Below are 20101 nucleotides of genomic sequence, written 5' to 3' on the forward strand. Positions count from 1 at the left end.
GCAGGGATGAGAACGAGGTCGAGACGGCTGGCGCGCGCGCTCGCGCCGGTGCGTGACGCGCTGGCGCCCGCCGTGGAGGCGGCCACGCCGGCGGCGCGCACCGTCGCGCGGTGGACGCGCCCGGTCACGGACGTCGTGAGCCCGCTGGGCTGGACGGTCGCCGTCGGGACGCTGCTGGCGTGGTGGGCGGGGCTGCGGTACCACTGGGCCGAGCTCGTCGTGCTCGCGCTGGTGGGCACCGTCGTGCTGCTCGCGGCGGTCGTGTTCGTGCTGGGCCGGTTCCAGTACGCGGTCGACCTCGACCTCGCGGGCCACCGGGTCGTCGTGGGAGAGCGCGCCGTCGGGCGGATCCAGGTGAGCAACCCGACGTCGCGCCCGCTGCTGCCCGCCGTGATGGAGCTGCCGGTCGGGGTGGGGCTCGCGAGCTTCCCCGTCCCGCGGCTGCGCGCCGGTGCGGTCCACGAGGACGTGTTCGCGGTGCCGACGCGGCGCCGCGCCGTCATCCCCGTCGGGCCGGTGCGCTCGGTCCGGGCCGACCCGCTGGGGCTCCTGCGCCGCCAGGTCGACTGGACGGACGCGGAGCAGCTGTACGTGCACCCGCGGACCACGAGCCTCACGGGTTCGTCGTCGGGCTTCCTGCGCGACCTCGAGGGCCGCAGCACCCAGGACCTGTCGAACTCCGACGTGTCGTTCCACGCGCTGCGCGACTACGTCGCGGGCGACGACCGGCGGCACGTGCACTGGAAGACGACGGCTCGCACGGGCCAGCTCATGGTCCGGCAGTTCGAGGAGACGCGGCGCTCGCACCTGGCGGTCATCCTGTCGACGCGCACCGAGGACTACGCGCACGCCGACGAGTTCGAGCTCGCGGTGAGCGTCTGCGGCTCGCTCGGCCTGCAGGCGATCCGTGAGGACCGTGGGCTCACGGTCATGAGCAACGACGCCCAGCTCCGCGGGGACTCCCGCACGCGCCTGCTGGACGACCTCGCGGGCGTCCAGACGCGGTCCCTCGCCGAGGGGATCGCCCAGCTCGCGCGCGGCGCGGCGCAGTCGGTCGCCGACGCGTCGGTCGTCGCCGTCCTCGTCGGCAGCCGGGTGTCGCCCGCGGACCTGCGGGCCGCCTCCGCGCGTCTCCCGCAGGACGTGCGGGTCATCGCGGTGCGCTGCGTGCCCGGGGAGTCGGCGGCCCGCCGCAACATCGCGGAGCTCGTCGTCCTCACGATCGGCTCGCTCGACGAGCTCGGGTCGGCGATGCGGCGGGTGACCGCGGCATGAGCCCCCGAACCTCGACCTTCGCGCCCGACGCCGCCCCCGCCCGCGCGCGCACCGACGGCCGCCCGCGGGGCGAGCGCTTCGCGCACGACGACCCGCGCTACTCGGCCCCGCGCGCCCGCACGCGCGCCGGGATGCTCGACCTGGCCGCGCTCGTCGTCATGCTCGGCGTGGTCGTCGTGGGCTTCGAGCCCGTGTGGGGCAGCCAGGGCTACCTGGCCCCCGCCCTCGGTGGCCTGGTCCTCGGGCTGCTCGTCGCGTGGATCGGTGCCGCGTGGCGCTGGTCCACGCTCTCGGTGGCCGCGGCGACCGTGGTGGTCTACTTCGTGGCGGGCGGCGCGCTCGCGCTGGGCGGCTCGACGGTCGCGGGCGTCGTCCCGACCGCCGAGACCGCCCGCGGCCTGCTCCGCGGCGCCGTGTTCTCGTGGAAGTCCTTCGTCACGACGGCGCCCCCGCTGTCGTCGTTCCCCGACCTCGCCCTGGTCCCGTTCGTGCTGCTGCTCGTGACGAGCGTCGTCGCGGGCACCATCGCGTGGCGCGCGAAGCGGCCCGTGTGGGCGCTCGTCCCGGTGCTGGTCGGGCTGGTCGGCGCGATCCTCCTCGGCACCATCGTCCCTGCCCGACCCGTGGTGCAGGGCACCGTGCTCGGCGTGGTCGCGCTGCTGTGGTCGGCCTGGCGCACCACCGAGCGCCGCCTCCGCGACCGCGAGAGCACCACCGAGACGTCCGAGGACGCGCTGCGTCGCCTCACGATGCACCGTGCCCGCACCGGCGCGATCGTGCTCGCCGTCGCCGCGGCGGCCGCCGTCGTCCTCGGGCCCGTGGTCGCGCCCGACCACGGCCGCGTGGTGCTGCGCGAGGACGTCGTCCCACCGCCCGACCTGCACGAGTACGTGACCCCGCTCGCGTCGTTCCGGCACTACGTCAAGGACCAGAAGGACGACGCGCTCCTCACCGTCTCCGGCCTGCCCGCCGGTGCGCGGGTGCGGCTCGCGACGCTCGACGCGTACGACGGCGTCGTGTACTCGGCGACGAGCGACGACAAGAGCTCCGGCTCCTTCGTGCGCGTCGGTCGGAAGATCGCGACCGACGCCACCGGCACCCCCGTCACCCTGGGCGTCCAGGTCAAGGGCTACAGCGGCCCGTGGATCCCGGACCTGGGGTCCCTGACCGGCGTGACGTTCGGCGGCGACCGTGCGAAGGGCCTCGAGGACGGCACCTACTACGACGCCGTGACCGGCACCGCCATCACCACGGGCCTCCTACGCGACGGCGACACCTACACGGTGCGCGCCGTGGAGCAGGCGCAGCCCAAGGAGGCCGACCTCAAGGGCGTCCCGATCGCGGACGTCGAGCTCCCGAAGCCCACCAACGTCCCGGCGTCCGTCCAGGCCAAGGCCGAGCAGTTCGTCGGCGGCGCGACCGACCCGCTCACGCAGCTCCAGCGCCTGCGCGACGCGCTCCTCAAGAGCGGCACGTACTCGAGCGGCATCGGCGACCAGCCGCCGTCGCGCCCGGGTCACTCCGCGGACCGCATCGACACGCTGCTCGCGAGCGAGACGATGGTCGGCGACGACGAGCAGTTCGCCGTGGCCTACGCCCTCATGGCCCAGTCGCTCGGGATCCCCGCGCGCGTCGTCATGGGCGTGTACCCGGACGCTGCGGCGGGCTGGAAGCCGGGCACGGCGTTCACCGCGACCGGCAAGGACGTCCACGCCTGGGTCGAGGTCCCGTTCCAGGGCAAGGGCTGGGTCGCCTTCGACTCCGTGCCCGACGAGAACAACAAGGTCCAGCCGCAGCCCCGCAGCCAGCAGGTGCCCAAGCCCCCCGTCCTGCAGGACCCGGAGCCGCCGTCGGAGCCGGACCAGGCGGACACCGCCAAGGCGAAGGACGACAAGAAGAAGGACGACAAGCAGGACGGCACGCCGTTCGACTGGGGTCACGCGGCCGCGGTCGGCGCGGCCGTCGTGATACCGCTCGCGATCGTCCTCCTGCCGTTCGTCCTGCTCCTCGGGTACAAGTCGCGTCGTCGGCTGCGCCGTCGCCGCACGGGCGCCCCGGCGGACCAGATCTCGGGCGGCTGGCACGAGATCGTCGACGCCGCCGTCGACCTCGGGCACCCGGTCGAGAACGGTGCGACCCGGCAGGAGACCGGGGGAGCGCTCGAGGCGTCGTACCCGGCGGCCGGGACGCTCACGCTCGCCCGGCACGCCGACGCGAGCGTGTTCGGGTCGGGCGACCCGAGCGACGCGGACGTCGAGGCATACTGGGGCGGCATCGAGGCCGCGGTCGCCCAGATGCGTGCCGCGGTCCCGTGGCGCAAGCGGGTGGCGGCCCGGCTCTCGCTGCGCTCGGTCCGCCGCTCGCGGACCACCCCTAGCACCAAGGCGGTCGCGGACGACCCGCTCACGCCCACGCCCGACCCCCGGCCTCGGCGCCGGTGGTCGCGACCCTCGGGAGATGCACGATGAGCTCCGTGACCACCTGCCCGCGCTGCGGGGCGGCCGTCCCGCCGGGGGCGAGCCTGTGCCCGTCGTGCGCGGCGCCGCTCGGCGCGGCGGCCGGCGTCGGCGTGCCGTCCGGCCAGACCACGGAGCCCGTTCTGCTGCCGGGCACCGTGCCGGGCCCCGGGCACCCGGGACCGGCGGGGCGGGCGCCGCAGGGTACGGGCTTCGCCGCGCAGACCCTCCCCGGGTTCCCGACGACGCCGCCCGCCCCCGCGGGCCCGGTCGGCGCGACCGAGGGCAAGCGCGTGCTCGCGTGGCTGATCGACTGGATCGTGATCGGGATCCCCGCCTCGGTGGTAGCCCTGGTCATGCTCCCGGGGCTCGAGGACAAGGGCACTCCGGTCGGCGACGGGACGTACAAGGTCTCGTTCGGCGACCTCTCGACGTACTTCCTGGCCGTCATCGCCACCATGCTCGTCGCAGGGCTGGTTGTGGCGTCGATCGAGGGCGCGACGGGCCGCACGGTCGGCAAGCTGGCGCTCGGCCTACGCACCCAGGACGTCGTGACCGGCAAGCCGATCGGCGTCGGGCGTGGCATCGTCCGGGGCCTCGTCTTCGGCGTCTCGATCCTCGCGTGCGGGGTCGGCCTCTTCGTCATGCTGCTGAGCCCCCTGTTCGACAAGTCGCCGCGCCGCCAGGGCTGGTTCGACAAGGCCGCACGTGCCGTCGTCGTGCCCGTGAAGGCGCCGGCCCCGCAGGCGTCGTTCGTGCCCGGCGGGCCGCTCCCCGGCCAGGCCGCGGTCCCCGGCCCGACGGCGACGGCCGGCCCAGCCGCCGCGTACCCCGGTGCGCCCGTCCCGGCTGTGCCCGTCGGCGGTGCCCCCTACGGCGGTGCCCCCTACGGCAGCGCACCGTTCGGCGGCCAGCCCGCTGCGCCGCCCGCCCCGACGCCGCCTGCTCCCGTCGCACCGTCCGCTCCCGTCGCACCGTCCGCTGCGGCGGGCTGGGCGCCGCCTGCGGCGCCGTCGGCTGCCCCGACCGCCCCGGCGAGCGCCACGCCGGCAGCGTCACCGAACGGTCTCGTCACGGGTGTGCCCGGTGCCCCCGCCGCGCAGCCCCCGACGCCGCAGCCTCAGGCCCAGCAGCCTCCGGCCCAGCAGCCTCAGGTTCAGCAGGCCCCGGTCCAGCCGAGCCCGGCGCCGCAGGCCCAGCCCGTCGTGGCACCGCAGGGCGCCGGACCCGTCGCGGCCACGCTCACGCTCCCCGACGGGTCGACGGTCGTCGTCGCCGGTGCCGCGCTCCTGGGCCGCGACCCGGCGCTGCCGCCGACGACGGCGGGCCCCGCGCCGCTGCTCGTCGCCGTGCCCGACCGTTCCGTCTCCAAGACGCACGCCGAGCTCGGTGTCGACGAGGCAGGCTTGTGGCTCGCGGACCGCGGCTCGACGAACGGCACGACGGTCGAGGCGCCGGGCGCCGCGCCGGTCCGGGCGAACCCCGGCGAGCGCGTGCGCGTGCCCGCCGGTTCCGTCCTGCGGGTGGGCGACGCGGTCGTCGCCGTGTCCGGCGGTGACGACGGCTTCGACGAGTCGACGGTGATCAGCGCCCGCCGCCCCCCTTCGGGTGGGGGCTCGTGGTGAGCGAGGACGCGCCCGTGTCGGTCCGGTGGGGCGCGTCGTCCCACCGCGGCGCGCGGCGCAAGCTCAACGAGGACTCGTACCTGGCGTCGCCGTCGGCGTTCTTCGTGGCGGACGGCATGGGCGGGCACGAGGCCGGCGAGGTGGCGAGCGCGATGGCGATCGACGCCCTGCGGCCGCTGTCGTGGCTCAACGTCGTCACCGCGGACGACGTCAAGGAGCGCCTGCACGTCGCGCACGACGACGTGTCGGGCATCGCGGCCCCCGAGGGCCGGGGGGCGGGGACGACCCTCACGGGCGTCGTCGTGTCGGAGCAGGACGGCCTGCCCTACTGGCTCGTGGCGAACGTCGGGGACTCGCGGACCTACCACCTCGTGGACGGTCGGCTCGAGCAGATCAGCGTCGACCACTCCGAGGTGCAGGAGCTCGTGGACGCGGGCGCGCTGACGCCCGCGCAGGCGGCCCACCACCCGCGCCGGCACGTGGTGACGCGCGCCCTGGGCGCGGCGGCGCGGCCCGACGCGGACTACTGGTACCTGCCGCTCAGCACCGGGGACCGGCTCCTCGTGTGCTCGGACGGTCTGACGACCGAGCTCGACGACGACCGCATCGCCGACCTGCTCGTCACGCACGCCGAGCCGCAGGCCGCGGCCGACGCGCTCGTGCAGGCGGCGCTCGCCGCGGGCGGCCGCGACAACATCACCGTGCTCGTCGTCGACGCCGTCGACGCGGGTCCGGACGCGGAGAGCACGGCGCCGCGCAGCGTGCTCGCCGCCCCGCCGCCCCCGCCCGACGAGGACACTCGACCGCGTCAGGACGGCGGGGTCGACGACCCGGCGCCCGTCCGGACGGCGCAGGAACCCGCGGCTGCGGCGGTCGCGACGACCGGAGGAGACGCATGAGCGGGACGACTGCGGGACGCACGGCGCGCTACGTGCCGGGCGCCGGGAACGTGGTGCTGCGGGGCGACGTGCTCGTGGCCCTGCCGTACGCGCCCGCGGAGCGTGCGGCGGCCGTGTGGGACGCCCTCGACGGCGCGGCGGGCGTGATGGACGCGCTGCAGGTCCTGTCGGGGACGTTCGACGCGGGGCTCGCCGCGCTGCCGCCGTTCGCGATCGTCGTGCTGACGTCGGGCGGCCGGGCGCACGTCCTCGTCCGGGGCGACGTCGAGGTGCACGTCGACGGCCGCGACGGCCGGGCCGAGCTGCACGGTCGCGACGTGTCGACCTGGACCGAACGGGCCGTCGACGGCGTCGACGGGGTGCAGGTCCGGCTGGGGGCGTCGTCGGGGGCTGCGGGCGACGCCGAGGCCGGGCCGACGACCCTGCCGCTGGTGGGCGGCGTGGTGCGCGCCAAGGCGGTCGTCTGGGGGTCACCGTCGTGGGCGCAGGACGCCGATGCCGGTCCGGAGGTGGCGGCCGAGCCGAGCACGGCGGACGCGCCTGCCGACGACGCGCCGCCGACCGTCGATCTCGCGAAGCCCGCGCCGGACGAGGACGCGGCGCCGCAAGCCGACGACGAGGCGGGGCCGGGCGACGTCCCGCAGGCCGTCCCGGGCCTCGTGACCGCGGTCCCGGGACTCCCCGCGTTCGTCCCGACGACGCCCGCCCCCGCGGTGGGCGAGGCCGTCGCCACGGTCGCGGTGCCGTCGGAGCTCACGCTCGCGCCGATGGAGACCATCGCCCCGGGCGCCGACGCGCCGGGCACGTCGGCCCCGGACGCCGTCGGGCCCGCCGCGGAAGCCGCCGAGCCGCCGGTCGAGGACGCCGTGGACGGTGGCGACGACTACCAGTCCCTGTGGGAGACGACGATCCACCGGTCGGTCGAGGAGGCCGCGGTGCGCGTCGACGAGTCGGAGGAGTCCGGTGAGGGGGCGCCGGGCGCGGCGCCGTCGGCCGGCGGCGGGCTGGTGTCGGGGGTCCCGCAGGACCTTCCTTCGGCGGACGCGCCCGCCGACCCGGACGGGCCCGACGGGTTCGACCACGACGGTCACACCGTGATGGGGTCGTCGGTGTCGGACCTGCGCGCGGTGGCCGCGGCGGCGGCCGCCCAGCTCGCGGCGTCCGGCGAGCTCCCGGCGTTCTCCGCGCCGCCGGCCCCTCCCGCGCCGTCCGGCCCGGCCGCCGCGCCGGGCGAGCAGCCCGTCGTCGGGCCCCAGCTCGTGGCCCGGCTGTGCGTGTCCGGGCACGCCAACCCGCCGTCGCGCGAGCGGTGCGCGGTGTGCGGGCTCGCGCTGTCCGGCGAGACGCAGGCCGTCGCGCGGCCGGCGCTGGGCCGCGTGTGCGTGACGATCGGCGAGGGCGGCGAGCCCCAGGTGTTCCCGCTCGACCGACCGCTCGTCGTCGGCCGGCGTCCGCGCTCTCCGAAGAACGCCAACCAGGGCGGCGAGGGCGCGCTGCACCGGATCGTGACGGTGCCGAGCCCGCAGCAGGACATCTCGCGGTCGCACGTGGAGGTCCGGCTCGAGGGCTGGAACGTGCTCGCGGTGGACCTCAACACGACGAACGGCACGACGCTCCTGCGACCCGGCCAGTCCCCGCTGCGCATGCACCCGGGCGACCCGCTGCTCGTCGTGTCGGGCGACGTCGTCGACCTCGGTGACGGCGTGGCCCTGGCGTTCGAGGACGTCCCGTGAGCCCCCGCCGCAACCCGACCGCGCCCCCCGCGATCCCGGGCTTCGAGCACGTCTCGCTGATCGGCTCGGGCGGGTTCTCGGACGTCTTCCTGTACGAGCAGAAGCGACCGCGCCGCCGCGTCGCGATCAAGGTCCTGCTCCACGAGTGGGCGAACGCGCAGCAGCGCGCCGCGTTCGACGCCGAGGCGGACCTGATGGCCCGCCTGTCGACGCACCCGTCGATCGTGACGATCTACGAGGCCGACATCGCGTCCGACGGGCGTCCGTACCTCGCGATGGAGTACTGCTCGCGCCCCAGCCTGGGCACGCGGTACCGGACGGAGCGGCTGGGCGTCGCGGAGTGCCTGCGCGTCGTCGTGCAGATCGCCGGCGCCGTGGAGACGGCGCACCGCGCCGGCATCCTGCACCGCGACATCAAGCCCGCGAACATCCTCGGCACGGACTACGGCCACCCGGTCCTCACGGACTTCGGCATCTCCTCCACGCTCGACGACGTCGCGCGCGCCGAGGGCCTGTCCATCCCCTGGTCACCGCCGGAGTCGTTCGCCGACCCGCCGGTCGCGGGCGTCGGGACGGACGTGTGGGCGCTGGGTGCGACGCTCTACTCGTTCCTCGCCGGACGGTCACCGTTCGAGGTCCCGGGGGCGTCGAACGGCAGCGCGGACCTGGTGCAGCGCATCTGCGCGCAGCCGCTCGCGCACACGGGCCGCTCGGACGTGCCGGCGTCCCTCGAGCTGGTGCTCGCGACGTCGATGGCGAAGGACCCGGCGGCCCGCTACCCGTCGGTCCTGGACTTCGCCCGGGCCCTGCAGCAGGTCCAGATCGAGCTCGCGCACGGCGTGACCCCCATCGACCTGTTGGACGACTCCGGCGTGGTCGTGGCGGACGACGACGAGCCCGACGACGACGAGCCGGGGACGCGCCTGCGCGGCGTCGTCTCGATCGACCCGGCGGGCCCGGGCGCTCCGGGCAAGCCGCGCGACGCTGCGGGTCCCGTCGAGCGGCTCGGCACGGGGTCGGCGTGGCCGGCTGCAGCCGCTGCCCAGCAGTCTCCGGTCACGCCCGTGCGCCGCGACCCGGGTGTTCCCCCGGTCTTCGTGCCGGCACCCGAGCCCGTGCGCCCCGCGGCGGCGAGCTCTCAGCCGGTCGCCGTCGTCGACCCGGGCTGGACCGGTGGCGTCTCGGCACCGTCCGCGCCGTCCGCCACCGCGACCCCCGCCCCGGTGGCCCCCCGGTGGGCGGGGGACGTGCCGGGCATGCCCACGCCCCAGGCGTCGCCCCTCGAGCCCGTCGAGGACACGCTCCTGCGCGACGCGCCCACGGAGGCGGAGGACGCGGTCGAGGAGGCCCCTCGCAAGCGCCCCGTCTGGCAGACGGTCGCGGCCGTCGTCGCTCTCGTGGCGCTCGCCGGGGGCGGCGCCACGGCGTACGCCCTCACGCGCGGGCACGCACAGAAGGCGGACGCGCAGGAGACCACGTCGACGCGCGAGCACCCTGCCGGGACGGAGGACGACGGGCCCGCCAACGACAACCTGAGCGACCTGGTCCCGACTGTCACGAACCTCAAGGGCAAGGCCGACAAGGGCGGGAAGACCGCGACGTTCACCTGGGACTACCAGGGCAAGGACGGCGACACGTTCATGTGGCGCGTCGTCGAGGCCATCCACAAGGGAAAGCAGCAGCCGACGAGCCGGCGCAAGGCCGTGGCACCGGTCGGGACCGGCGGCGACGTCTGCATCGAGGTGCTCGCTGTACGCGACGGCAAGCAGTCGGCCGACGGTCCTGCGGCCGCCTGCCTGAAGGGGGACTGACATGTCGGGGCTGCGGGTCGAGTTCTGCGGGGAGCGCTTCGACGTCGACCCCGCCGTGCCGTTCGAGATCGGGCGTGACGGCGACCTCGAGGTCGACGACAACCCGTACCTGCACCGCAGGTTCCTGCGGATCACGTTCGAGCACGGCATCTGGTGGCTCGCGAACGTGGGGACGCTGCTCTCGGCGACGGTGTGCGACGCGACGGGCGGCGTCCAGTCGTGGGTCTCGCCCGGCACCCGGCTGCCCATCGTCTTCCCGCACACGACGGTCGTGTTCACGGCCGGCCCGACGACGTACGAGCTGACCGCGGAGCTCGCCGACGCCCCGTACGACGAGGTCCTCGCGGACGACCTCCGCGGCGTGGGGGACGGCGACGGCACCGTCACGATCGGCGTCGTGCCGTTCACGACGAGCCAGCGCCAGCTCATCGTGGCCCTGGCAGAACCGATGCTGCGCCAGAGCGGCACCGGTCTGTCGGAGCTGCCATCGTCGGTCGACGCGGCGCGCCGCCTCGGCTGGACCACGACGCGGTTCAACCGCAAGCTCGACAACGTCTGCGACAAGCTCGACCGGATCGGGGTCAAGGGCCTGCGCGGCGGGCCGGCGTCGCACGCCAAGAACCGACGCGCCCGGCTCGTCGAGTACGCGGTCGCGAGCCGGCTCGTGACCGTCGACGACCTCCCGCTGCTCGACGTGCCCGACGACGAGGCTGCCGCCACCGTGCCGTGACGCCGACACACCCCGACCGGCCCCTGCCCCACACCCATCGACCGATCGGCTGCGCCGCCAGCCACGACGCCCGAGGAACCCCTGAGTGCGCATCAAGCTGACCCTGGAGCGTCCCGACGCGTCCGCGACGGACGTCGCGGTGACCGCGGACGCGACCGCCACCGTGCGCGACGTCGCCGAGGCGCTGTACTCGGGCGACCCGGCCCGCGGGGGAGCGGAGGCGCCGCCGCGGCTGAGCCTGCAGATCTCGGGCGACGTCGCGTCGTCGGGCACCCGCGTGCTGGACCCCGCGAGCGAGCTGTTCGAGGCGGGCCTGCGCGCGGGCTCGACGGTCTCGCTCGTGCAGGTCCCGGAGCAGTTCGTGGCTCCCGGGCACGACCGCGGCGCCGCTGTCGCGATGCTGCGGGTCCTCGACGGCCCCGATGCCGGCGCCGAGTTCCCGCTGCCCGCGGGGACGAGCTGGGTGGGCCGCGGGGTCGAAGCGGACGTACGGCTGTCCGACCCGCTGGTCTCGAAGCAGCACGCCCGCCTCTCGGTCGCGGAGAACGTCGAGATCATCGACGCGAACTCGGCGAACGGGCTGGTCATCGGTCGCGAGCGGGTGACGCGCGCGACCCTCACCGCAGCCGACCAGGTGGCCCTGGGTGCGACGACGCTCGCGGTGACGCCGCTCCAGCACAGCGCGGACCTCGCGCCGACGAACCCGGTGATCGAGTTCAACCGGTCGCCGCGCGCCGTCGCCCGGTTCCCGGAGCACGTGCTCAAGCCGCCGAAGCCGCCGGAGCGGCCGAACCGCGCCCGGTTCCCGCTCATCGCGATGCTGGCGCCTCTCCTCATGGGCGCGATCCTGTTCGCGATCCAGCACACGATCCTGTCGGTAATCTTCGTGGCGCTGAGCCCGATCATCATGATCGGCACGTACCTGGACCAGAAGTTCGAGGCGCGGCGCACGTACAAGGAGCAGGTCGAGCAGTTCGACGCCTCGATGACCGCGCTCCGGCAGACGATCGAGAAGGAGCACGCGACCGAGCGGGCCGTCCGACTCCAGGAGGCGCCGTCGGTCGGGGAGGCGCTCGAGTCGGCGCGCCGGCTGGGGCCGCTGCTCTGGACGCACCGCCCGGAGCACCGCGAGTTCCTGACCGTGCGGCTGGGCCTGGGCAGCGCCCGGTCCCGGACGCAGGTCGACGAGCTCGACGAGAACTCGACGCTGCCGCAGTTCTGGGCCCGGGTCGAGGAGGTCCGCGAGCTGTGCGCGACGATCACCGACGTGCCCGCCGTGGCGCAGCTCCGGTCGAGCGGCGCCCTCGGCATCGCGGGCGCGCCGGCCCGGGTCAGCGGCGCGGCCCGTGGCCTGGTCGTGCAGCTCACGGCGCTCCACTCGCCGGCCGAGCTCGTCGTGGTGGGGCTCACGTCGCCGCGCTCGCGCGAGGCGTGGGAGTGGCTCCGCTGGCTGCCGCACACGGGCTCGCCGCACAGCCCGATCGCGGGCGACCACCTCGCCGACAACCCGGGCGCGGGGGCGGTCCTGCTCGCGAAGCTCGAGGAGATCGTCGAGACGCGGTCGGGGTCGATCGAGGACCGCGCGACCCCGCGGCCCCCGGTCGACGAGTCGAAGCCCGCGAAGGACCTGCCGCCGCCGCTCCTGCCGTCCGTCGTCGTCGTGGTCGAGGACGACGTCCCCCTGGACCGCGCACGCCTGACCCGGCTCGCGGAGCGCGGGGCGGACGCGGGGGTCCACCTCGTGTGGGTCGCGCCGCGCGTCGAGCGGCTGCCCGCCGCGTGCCGCACGTTCGTCCAGCTCGGGGACACCGGCTCGGCGGTCGGGGAGATCCGGGTCGGCCGGTTCACCTACCCGGTCGCCGTCGACCAGGTCGACCTGGAGACGGCGCACGCGTTCGCGCGGTCGCTCGCGCCCGTCGTGGACGCCGGCGCGACCGTCAAGGACGACTCGGACCTGCCGCGGTCGGTGTCCTTCCTCGCGCTGGCGGGCACGGAGCTCGGGGAGGACCCGGCGGCGCTCGTCGAGCGCTGGCGCGAGAACGACTCGCTGACCGTCCGCGACGGTTCGGCCCCCCGCCGGCGCCGCACCCCGGGGACGCTGCGGGCGCTCGTCGGGCACTCGGGCACCGAGCCGCTCTACCTCGACCTGCGCACGCAGGGCCCGCACGCGCTCGTCGGCGGGACCACGGGCGCAGGCAAGTCCGAGTTCCTCCAGTCGTGGGTGCTGGGCATGGCGGCCGCGCACAGCCCGGACCGGGTCACGTTCCTGTTCGTGGACTACAAGGGCGGCGCGGCGTTCGCGGACTGCGTGAACCTGCCGCACACGGTCGGGCTCGTCACCGACCTGTCGCCGCACCTGGTGCGCCGGGCCCTGACGTCCTTGCGCGCCGAGCTGCGCTACCGCGAGCACCTGCTCAACGCGAAGAAGGCCAAGGACCTCGTCTCGCTCGAGCGGACGGGCGACCCGGACACCCCGCCGAGCCTGCTCATCGTCGTCGACGAGTTCGCGGCGCTGGTCAGCGAGGTCCCGGAGTTCGTGGACGGCGTCGTCGACGTCGCCCAGCGCGGCCGGTCGCTCGGCCTGCACCTCATCCTCGCGACGCAGCGTCCGGCGGGTGTCATCAAGGACAACCTGCGCGCGAACACGAACCTGCGCGTCGCGCTGCGCATGGCCGACGAGGCGGACTCCTCGGACATCCTCGGGCTCCCGATGGCGGCGCACTTCGACCCGTCGATCCCCGGCCGCGGCGCCGTGAAGACCGGGCCGGGCCGCATCCAGTCGTTCCAGACGGCCTACGCGGGCGGCTGGACCTCGAACGAGCCGGAGCGCCCGCGCATCGACATCGAGGAGGTCGGGTTCGGCACGGGCGCGGCCTGGGAGGTCCCGGGGCCGGTGGTCGACCCGGACCTGGACAAGGGCCCCTCGGACATCGCCCGTACGGTCGCGACGGTCTCGCAGGCCGCCCGGGACGCGGGCGTGCCGGAGCCGCGACGGCCGTGGCTGCCCGAGCTCGCGCGCGCCTACGACCTCGCCCGGCTGCCCAACCCGCGCACCGACGAGCGCCTCCTGCTCGGCGTCGTCGACGACCCGAAGACGCAGTCGCAGCCCACCGCGTTCTACGAGCCCGACCGCGACGGCAACCTGGCCGTGTTCGGCACCGGCGGGTCCGGCAAGAGCGCGGCCCTGCGGACCGTCGCCGTCTCGGCGGCCATCACGGCCCGCGGCGGCCCCGTGCAGGTGTACGCGATCGACTGCGGCTCCGGTGGCCTGCGGATGCTCGAGGAGCTGCCGCACGTCGGCGCCGTCGTGCAGGGCGACGACTCCGAGCGCGTGACGCGCGTCGTCCGGATGCTGCGCGACGTCGTCGACGAGCGCGCCGCACGGTACGCGGAGGTCCGCGCGTCGACGATCGGCGAGTACCGCCGTCTCGCGAACGCGCCGGCCGAGCCGCGGATCATCCTGCTCGTCGACGGCATCGGCGCGTTCCGCGAGGAGTACGAGTACAAGTCGACCCCGTGGTTCCCGGTGTTCGCGGCGTTCCAGCAGGTCGCGACGGACGGCCGCCCGGTGGGCGTGCACGTCGTCGTGTCGGGGGACCGGCCGATGTCGGTCCCGACGTCGCTGGGCTCGACGATCCAGAAGCGGCTCGTGCTGCGCCTGGCCCGCGAGGAGGACTACCTCGCGATGGACATGCCGAAGGACGTCCTGTCGGTCGCGTCGCCCCCGGGGCGCGCCATGCTCGACGGCGCGGAGCTGCAGGTCGCGGTGCTCGGCGGGGACTCGAACGTGTCGACGCAGTCCCGGGCCCTGGCCCGGCTGCGAGGCGTCATGGTCGCGAACGGCGTCCAGCAGGCGCCGCCGATCCTCAGCCTGCCCGAGTCGATCCCGCTCGGGTCGCTGCCGGCGAACACGGGCGGCGGGGCCGTGATCGGCCTCGACGACCTCGACCTCGCGCCGGTCGCTCTCCCGGACCGGGGTCCCTTCATGCTGTCGGGCCCGCAGGGCTCCGGCCGCACGACGGCGCTCGTCACGCTCGCGCAGGCGGTGCGGCGCGCGAACCCTGCGGCCCGGGTCGTGTACCTGGCCCCGCGGGCGGGGAACGTGTCGGGGCTCCCGGTCTGGTCCACCGCCGCGGTCGGGGACGACGTCGCGCCGCTCGTCGACGAGCTCGTGACCCTCGCCGAGTCGGGGACGCTGGCGCGCGGCCAGATGGTGCTGGTCATCGAAGCGGTCACGGAGTTCACGGGCAGCAGCGTCGAGAGCGCGCTCGAGCGGCTCGTGCGCGCCATGGTGCGCGCCGACCAGCTCGTCGTGGGTGAGGCCGAGGCGTCGACGTGGAGCCAGGCATGGTCGCTCGCGCAACCCTTCAAGGGTGGGCGCGAAGGCCTCCTGCTGACCCCGAACGAGGGCGACGGCGACTCGCTGCTCTCGACGGGGCTCGGGCGGGTGCGCCGGGCGGACTTCCCGCCCGGGCGCGGGTTCCTCGTCGCCGGCGGGGTCGCGCGCAAGCTGCAGGTCGCCCTCCCGGAGCCCGTCTGAGGCGGCACGGAGAGGTTCGGGTGCGCGCGCCGGGACGCATGGGGAGTCCTCCCCATCGACCCGGCGCGAGGGCCCATGGTTGAGTTCTCATGTCGAGAACAACGGACGGTCGCCCGCAGGGGGCGGCCACGACGAAGGAGCAGTCACATGGCGGGAATGATCGGTCTTGACGTCGAGCAGGTCAACGCCCTCGGCGACAAGCTGAACCACGGCGCGCAGGAGATCAAGGAGCTCGTCCAGAAGCTCAACGCGGCCCTGAACGGCGTGCAGTGGAAGGGCACCGACGGCGACAAGTTCCGCGACGAGTGGCACCACCAGCACGTCACGCAGCTCAACAAGGTCGCGGACGCGCTCCAGCACGCGGGCCAGACGGCCAAGAAGAACGCGCAGAACCAGCAGCAGACCTCGAGCGCTCTCTGAGCCGACGGACGCGACCCCGGTCGTGACCGACAGCGCGGCGGGCACCGTCAGACGGTGCCCGCCGCGCGGCACGTTCCGTCGTGGGCGGCAGGAGGGCCGCACGACAGGGCACCAGCAGGTGGGCAGCGAACGGCGCGGCGCGTGAGCAGGAGGAGGGGCGATGGGGATCGTCGGGGCGGACGTCGACGAGCTGAAGCAGCTCGGGGAGCAGTTCGCGGAGGCGTCGACACGGCTGGAGCGCCTGCGGACGACGGTGTCGTCGTCGGTGCGGTCGAGCGGGTGGGCCGGGCCTGACGCGGACGGCTTCCGCAGCTCGTGGTCGGGGCACGACGCGAAGATCGTCGCGGCGCGCGACCTGCTGAGCCACGCGGGCAAGACCCTGGTCAGGAACGCGGAGGACCAGCGCCGGACGAGCGCGGTGCTCGTAGGTGCAGGGGCCTTCGCCGGGGCCACGGCCTCGGGGACGGCGAACGCCTCCGCGGGCGGCTCGGGTGGGGGTTCAGGGGACGACGAGGGCGGTCACACGTTCGCCGGCACTCGCACGGAGAACAGTGCCTCGGTCTCGGGCTCGGGCACCGAGGACGATCCGTGGGAGGCGAAGGCCGACCACAGCGACCTGGCGGGTGCGGAGGCGGGCACGAAGGGCTCGTTCGGGGCCGAGGACGGCCTCCACGGCAAGGGCGAGGCCGAGGCGTGGGCGGGCGCCCGCGACGACGCAGGCGCGCACGCGAGCTGGGACGGCAAGAACTTCAACGCCGACGCGAAGGCGGAGGCGGCGGCGGGAGCCGGCGCCAGCGCGTCGGGCGAGATCGGCTACGGAAAGGACCTGGGTCTCAAGGGCGAGGCCGACGCGTTCGTCGGCGGCAAGGCCAGCGCGGAGGGGACGTTCGCAGCCGGGCTGTCAGGCGTCAGCGCGGCGGTCGGCGCGCACGCGATGGCGGGTGCGGAGGCGAACGGCAAGCTCGAGGGCCACGCCGGGATCCTGAAGGGCTCGCTGGAGGGCAGTGCGACGGCGGGGGCGAAGGCCGGCGCCGAGGCGAAGGGCTCTGTCGGCCCGGGCGGCCTGAGCGCCGAGGCCGGGTTCGACGCGATGGCCGGCGCGTCGGCCGAGGTCAAGGGCGAGGCCGGCATCGAGGGCGCCACGGTCGGTGGCGGCGTCGAGGCCAAGGCGGGGATCGGCGTCGAGGCGAAGGCCAGCACCGACATCGGCTGGGAGGACACGAAGGTGGACGTGCACCTCGCGGGCGCGCTCGGCATCGGTGGCGGCGTCGATCTGAGCGTCGACGTGTCGCCCAAGAAGCTCGCGTCCGGCATGGTCCACATGCTCGGCTTCTAGTCTGTCCGGGCGCCCCGGACCGACGAGACCCGTACGACGAGACGACAACACGAAGGACACCCGATGACCACCGTGCAGTTCCCCTCGCAGGACTTTCCCGCACCGCCGGCGCTCGCGTTCGAGTGCCCGGAGGGCTGGCGCCCGCTCACCAACGTCGCGACCCAGCTCGCCGTCGGCAAGGAGGTGCCCGAGGGCCAGTTCCGGCCGAACGTGATCGCCGTCGTGACGCGCGTCCGGTCCACCTACTCGCTCGACGACGCGATCCGCGAGGTCACGGAGGCGCTCACCCCGCTCGACGGCTACGCCGAGGTCGGTCGCGAGACCACCGAGGTCGACGGCCGGACGATGTTCCGCATCGAGGTGACGTTCTCCGACCCGCACGGCGCAACGATGGCGCAGGCGATCCGCCTCTTCGTGCTCGACCGCGGCCCGGTCCGTGACCTGGTGCAGCTCACCGGGAGCTGCCTGGCGCCGCAGGTCGAGAGCACCTGGCCCGAGATCCGTGCGATCCAGGCCAGCCTCCGGATCACCGACGGGGAGGCCTGAGATGGCGCTCGACGTGCAGTCCGCGCTCGCCGCGGTGGAGGCGCTCAACTCGGAGGACGCCCCGTTCACCGTGACGACGGAGCGTACCGAGGCGGGTGGCGTCGTCCGCGCCACGTGGAAGGTCTGGGACACGCGCTGGAGCAGCCTGCTCAGCGCGGGACACCTCTCGAAGGACTACGAGCTCGAGGTGACGCTCGACGCCGAGACCGGGAACTACCGGTTCACGGAGCGGTCGACCGAGGTGCGCGAGGGTGCGGGCGCGGTGGGCGACGGCCTGTCCGCGAACCGCACGACGTCGCACACCAAGGGCAAGTTCGTGGTGCGTGAGCACTCGACGGTGAAGGCGCCGTCGGTGACGTGGCAGGACGGGACGGGCCGCTCGTGGTCGGGCACGTTCTCGTCGAAGACGGTCAAGGAGCCGGTCCTGGGCGCCCTGCGCGACCGGGGGTGGCGTCCCAAGCACGACAACTGGTTCAGCCGGCTGCTCGAGCGCTGAGCTCGGGGACCGGGGCAGGAGGAGACTATGGGGTTCGTCGGTGCGGACGTCGAAGAGCTGGCACAGCTCGGCGAGCGCTTCACGGAGGCGTCGAAGCGGTTGGAGTCGTTGCGGACGACGGTCGCGTCGTCGGTGCGCTCGAGCGGCTGGTCGGGGCCCGACGCGGATGACTTCCGGCACTCGTGGTCGGCGCACGAGGCGAAGATCGTCGCGGCTCGGGACCTGCTCGCCCTGGCGGCGAAGACGCTCCAGGCCAACGCCGACGACCAGCGGCAGACGAGCGCGACGCTCACCGGGGGGACGAGCGGCGCCGGCGGGTCCGGCGGCACCGGCTCCTCCGGAGGTGGAGGCGGCGGCGGTGGCGGCGGTGGGTACGGCGACGACCCGGGCGGGACGCCCGGCGTCGCGGACACCCTGAGCGGCAGCGCCTCGGGATCCGTCCCGCTCTGGCCCGTCGGTCGCGCGTACGGGGACGTCGACTACGGCGTGGACCAGAAGGTCGACGGCGCCACGTCGCCCTACGACGACGGCCGCTACCTCATGCACGACGACGACCACGGGATCGTGCGCGAGTCGCTCCCGGGGCAGCACACGGACGGCGCGACCGTCCAGGGCCAGGCGTCGGTCGAGGTGCGCGACGCGGACGCCCCGGAGGGCGAGGACAAGGGCAGCAGCCCGCTCGACGACGCCGTCAAGCTCGGTGGCGTGCACGCCGGCGGCGTCCTCGGCGCCCAGGGCGAGACGTCGGGCGGGTTCGGCACGGAGGACGGCGCGCACGGTGAGGGCTCGCTCGCGGGTTGGGCCGGGGCCAAGGGCGACGTCGGGGCCGGCGCGACGGCGGGCGCTGCGGGCCTCGCCGCGACCGCGTACGCATCGGCGGCAGTCGGCGCCGGCGGCAGCGCGAGCGGCTCGGTCGGCTACGGGATCCTCGAGGCCAAGGGCGAGGCGACCGCGTTCGCGGGGGCTCGAGCCGAAGCGGGTGCGGGCGCGTCCGTCGGACCGAACGGCGTGAGTGCCAACGTCGGCGTGGACGCGTTCGCGGGCGCCGAGGCGTCGGTGTCCGGCTCGGCCGGGGTCGAGGGCGCCCAGGTGGGCGCCACCGCGACCGGGTACGCCGGCATCGGGTTCTCGGCGAACGCGTCGCTCGACATCGGTACCGACGGCATCAAGGGCACCGTGGACTTCGGGGCCGCGCTCGGACTCGGCGGGAAGATCTCGCTCGACGTCGACATCGAGCCCGCCAAGCTCGTCGACGACATCGGCAGCATGTTCGGCTTCTAGGCTTTGACGCAGCTCACCCACGCAGCGAACGAGAGGACCACCCCTGATGACCCTCCAGGTGACGAGCCCGGGCGACGACTTCCCCGCGCCGCCACGGCTGACCGTCGACATCCCTGACGACTGGCACACGCTGCCCGACGTCGCGCTGCCGCTCGCCGTCGCCAAGACCGTCCCGGAGGACAACTTCCGGCCCAACGTCGTCGCCGTCGTGACCCGGATCCGCGCGGCCTACACGCTCGAGGCGGCCGTCGAGGCCGCCATGGCGAAGCTGACCCCGCTGGACGGGTTCGCGGAGATCGGCCGGGAGCACCTCGAGGTCGACGGTTGGCCCGCGTTCCGCGTGGAGGTCGCGTTCACGGACACCCGGTCCGGTGCCACGATGGCGCAGGCGCTCCGCCTCGTCCGGGTCGAGCGGGGCCCGGTCGCGGACCTCGTCGAGCTGACCGGCTCGTGCCTCGCGCCGCAGGTCGAGGTCGCGTGGCCGGAGATCCGCGCGGTGCAGAGCAGCCTGCGCATCGCCGTCTGAGCCTTCGCCGACGGCGACGCTGCGGTCGTCGACGGTGACGTGTCGGGGCCGTGGGGCGCGGGGTCGGGTTCGCGGGGTCGGGGTCGGGTTCGCGGGTGGGTGCGGGCACCCGCCCGCTGCGTCGTCGTCTCACCCGCCCGGGCCCCGCTGCGTCGTCGGGTGGCCTCTCGTGCGGTCCCACGCTCTCCACTGTGCCGAGCATGCGGACACACCCCGTTTCGGCGCTGAGAACGGGGATGTTCGCATGGTCGGCGCGTTCGGGGGTGGTTGATCGCATGGTCGGCCGGTTGTGGAGGTGGGTTGATCCCGACCCACCCGCCCAAGCCACGGATGCCCACGACCACGCGCGAGACCCCGCAGCTCGTCGCCGTCGCCGTCGAGGGTTGTCCACAGGCGTCCCCGCGGCACCCCTGTCGCGCCGTAGGCT

General features: G+C 74.9%; 14 protein-coding genes. All 14 read left to right on the forward strand.

Features of this window, described 5'->3' with window-relative positions:
- The first annotated feature begins 6 nt into the window (after positions 1 to 6).
- Positions 7 to 1275 carry a DUF58 domain-containing protein gene (locus KDY119_RS03615; protein ID WP_227994509.1) on the forward strand — a complete coding sequence of 423 codons (1269 nt, stop codon included), beginning with the start codon at positions 7 to 9 and terminating at the stop codon, positions 1273 to 1275.
- Positions 1272 to 3743 (forward strand): transglutaminase-like domain-containing protein, encoded by a 2472-nt coding sequence (locus KDY119_RS03620; RefSeq protein ID WP_153021948.1) that lies wholly within the window; start codon positions 1272 to 1274, stop codon positions 3741 to 3743. The genes KDY119_RS03615 and KDY119_RS03620 overlap by 4 nt, the downstream gene beginning before the upstream one ends.
- Entirely contained in the window at positions 3740 to 5356 is a 1617-nt protein-coding gene (locus tag KDY119_RS03625) for an RDD family protein (RefSeq protein ID WP_153021949.1), read from the forward strand. Before KDY119_RS03620 ends, KDY119_RS03625 begins: the two co-directional genes overlap by 4 nt.
- Positions 5353 to 6255, forward strand: coding sequence for a PP2C family protein-serine/threonine phosphatase (locus tag KDY119_RS03630; RefSeq protein ID WP_227994510.1), 903 nt, complete (start codon positions 5353 to 5355; stop codon positions 6253 to 6255). Before KDY119_RS03625 ends, KDY119_RS03630 begins: the two co-directional genes overlap by 4 nt.
- Positions 6252 to 7988: an FHA domain-containing protein gene (locus KDY119_RS03635; RefSeq protein ID WP_153021951.1), complete on the forward strand. Its 1737-nt coding sequence runs from the start codon at positions 6252 to 6254 to the stop codon at positions 7986 to 7988. The genes KDY119_RS03630 and KDY119_RS03635 overlap by 4 nt, the downstream gene beginning before the upstream one ends.
- Complete coding sequence (locus KDY119_RS03640; RefSeq protein ID WP_153021952.1) at positions 7985 to 9799, forward strand: serine/threonine-protein kinase; 1815 nt, start codon at positions 7985 to 7987, stop codon at positions 9797 to 9799. Before KDY119_RS03635 ends, KDY119_RS03640 begins: the two co-directional genes overlap by 4 nt.
- 1 nt (position 9800) lies before the next feature.
- Complete coding sequence (locus tag KDY119_RS03645; RefSeq protein ID WP_036953416.1) at positions 9801 to 10529, forward strand: hypothetical protein; 729 nt, start codon at positions 9801 to 9803, stop codon at positions 10527 to 10529.
- Between the two features lie 85 nt (positions 10530 to 10614).
- On the forward strand, positions 10615 to 15069 hold the full coding sequence (locus tag KDY119_RS03650) for an FtsK/SpoIIIE domain-containing protein (RefSeq protein WP_153021953.1): 4455 nt from the start codon (positions 10615 to 10617) through the stop codon (positions 15067 to 15069).
- Between the two features lie 147 nt (positions 15070 to 15216).
- Entirely contained in the window at positions 15217 to 15489 is a 273-nt protein-coding gene (locus tag KDY119_RS03655) for a WXG100 family type VII secretion target (RefSeq protein WP_227994511.1), read from the forward strand.
- Between the two features lie 160 nt (positions 15490 to 15649).
- Positions 15650 to 16825 carry a hypothetical protein gene (locus tag KDY119_RS03660; protein ID WP_036953408.1) on the forward strand — a complete coding sequence of 392 codons (1176 nt, stop codon included), beginning with the start codon at positions 15650 to 15652 and terminating at the stop codon, positions 16823 to 16825.
- A gap of 63 nt (positions 16826 to 16888) precedes the next feature.
- Entirely contained in the window at positions 16889 to 17371 is a 483-nt protein-coding gene (locus KDY119_RS03665) for an LpqN/LpqT family lipoprotein (RefSeq protein WP_036953406.1), read from the forward strand.
- A gap of 1 nt (position 17372) precedes the next feature.
- Positions 17373 to 17867, forward strand: coding sequence for a hypothetical protein (locus tag KDY119_RS03670; protein ID WP_036953404.1), 495 nt, complete (start codon positions 17373 to 17375; stop codon positions 17865 to 17867).
- A gap of 27 nt (positions 17868 to 17894) precedes the next feature.
- A complete protein-coding gene (locus KDY119_RS19275; protein ID WP_153021954.1) occupies positions 17895 to 19148 on the forward strand; it encodes a hypothetical protein in 1254 nt (417 codons plus the stop codon).
- A gap of 46 nt (positions 19149 to 19194) precedes the next feature.
- Positions 19195 to 19674 (forward strand): LpqN/LpqT family lipoprotein, encoded by a 480-nt coding sequence (locus KDY119_RS03680; RefSeq protein ID WP_036953398.1) that lies wholly within the window; start codon positions 19195 to 19197, stop codon positions 19672 to 19674.
- Positions 19675 to 20101: the final 427 nt, after the last annotated feature.

It is taken from the genome of Luteimicrobium xylanilyticum (assembly GCF_009429125.1).
GTDB lineage: Bacteria > Actinomycetota > Actinomycetes > Actinomycetales > Cellulomonadaceae > Luteimicrobium > Luteimicrobium xylanilyticum.

Coding starts and splice junctions, on each gene's coding strand:
- KDY119_RS03615 (WP_227994509.1), top strand. CDS start 7: ATGAGAACGAGGTCGAGACGGCTGGCGCGCGCGCTCGCGCCGGTGCGT.
- KDY119_RS03620 (WP_153021948.1), top strand. CDS start 1,272: ATGAGCCCCCGAACCTCGACCTTCGCGCCCGACGCCGCCCCCGCCCGC.
- KDY119_RS03625 (WP_153021949.1), top strand. CDS start 3,740: ATGAGCTCCGTGACCACCTGCCCGCGCTGCGGGGCGGCCGTCCCGCCG.
- KDY119_RS03635 (WP_153021951.1), top strand. CDS start 6,252: ATGAGCGGGACGACTGCGGGACGCACGGCGCGCTACGTGCCGGGCGCC.
- KDY119_RS03645 (WP_036953416.1), top strand. CDS start 9,801: ATGTCGGGGCTGCGGGTCGAGTTCTGCGGGGAGCGCTTCGACGTCGAC.
- KDY119_RS03655 (WP_227994511.1), top strand. CDS start 15,217: ATGGCGGGAATGATCGGTCTTGACGTCGAGCAGGTCAACGCCCTCGGC.
- KDY119_RS03660 (WP_036953408.1), top strand. CDS start 15,650: ATGGGGATCGTCGGGGCGGACGTCGACGAGCTGAAGCAGCTCGGGGAG.
- KDY119_RS03665 (WP_036953406.1), top strand. CDS start 16,889: ATGACCACCGTGCAGTTCCCCTCGCAGGACTTTCCCGCACCGCCGGCG.
- KDY119_RS03670 (WP_036953404.1), top strand. CDS start 17,373: ATGGCGCTCGACGTGCAGTCCGCGCTCGCCGCGGTGGAGGCGCTCAAC.
- KDY119_RS19275 (WP_153021954.1), top strand. CDS start 17,895: ATGGGGTTCGTCGGTGCGGACGTCGAAGAGCTGGCACAGCTCGGCGAG.
- KDY119_RS03680 (WP_036953398.1), top strand. CDS start 19,195: ATGACCCTCCAGGTGACGAGCCCGGGCGACGACTTCCCCGCGCCGCCA.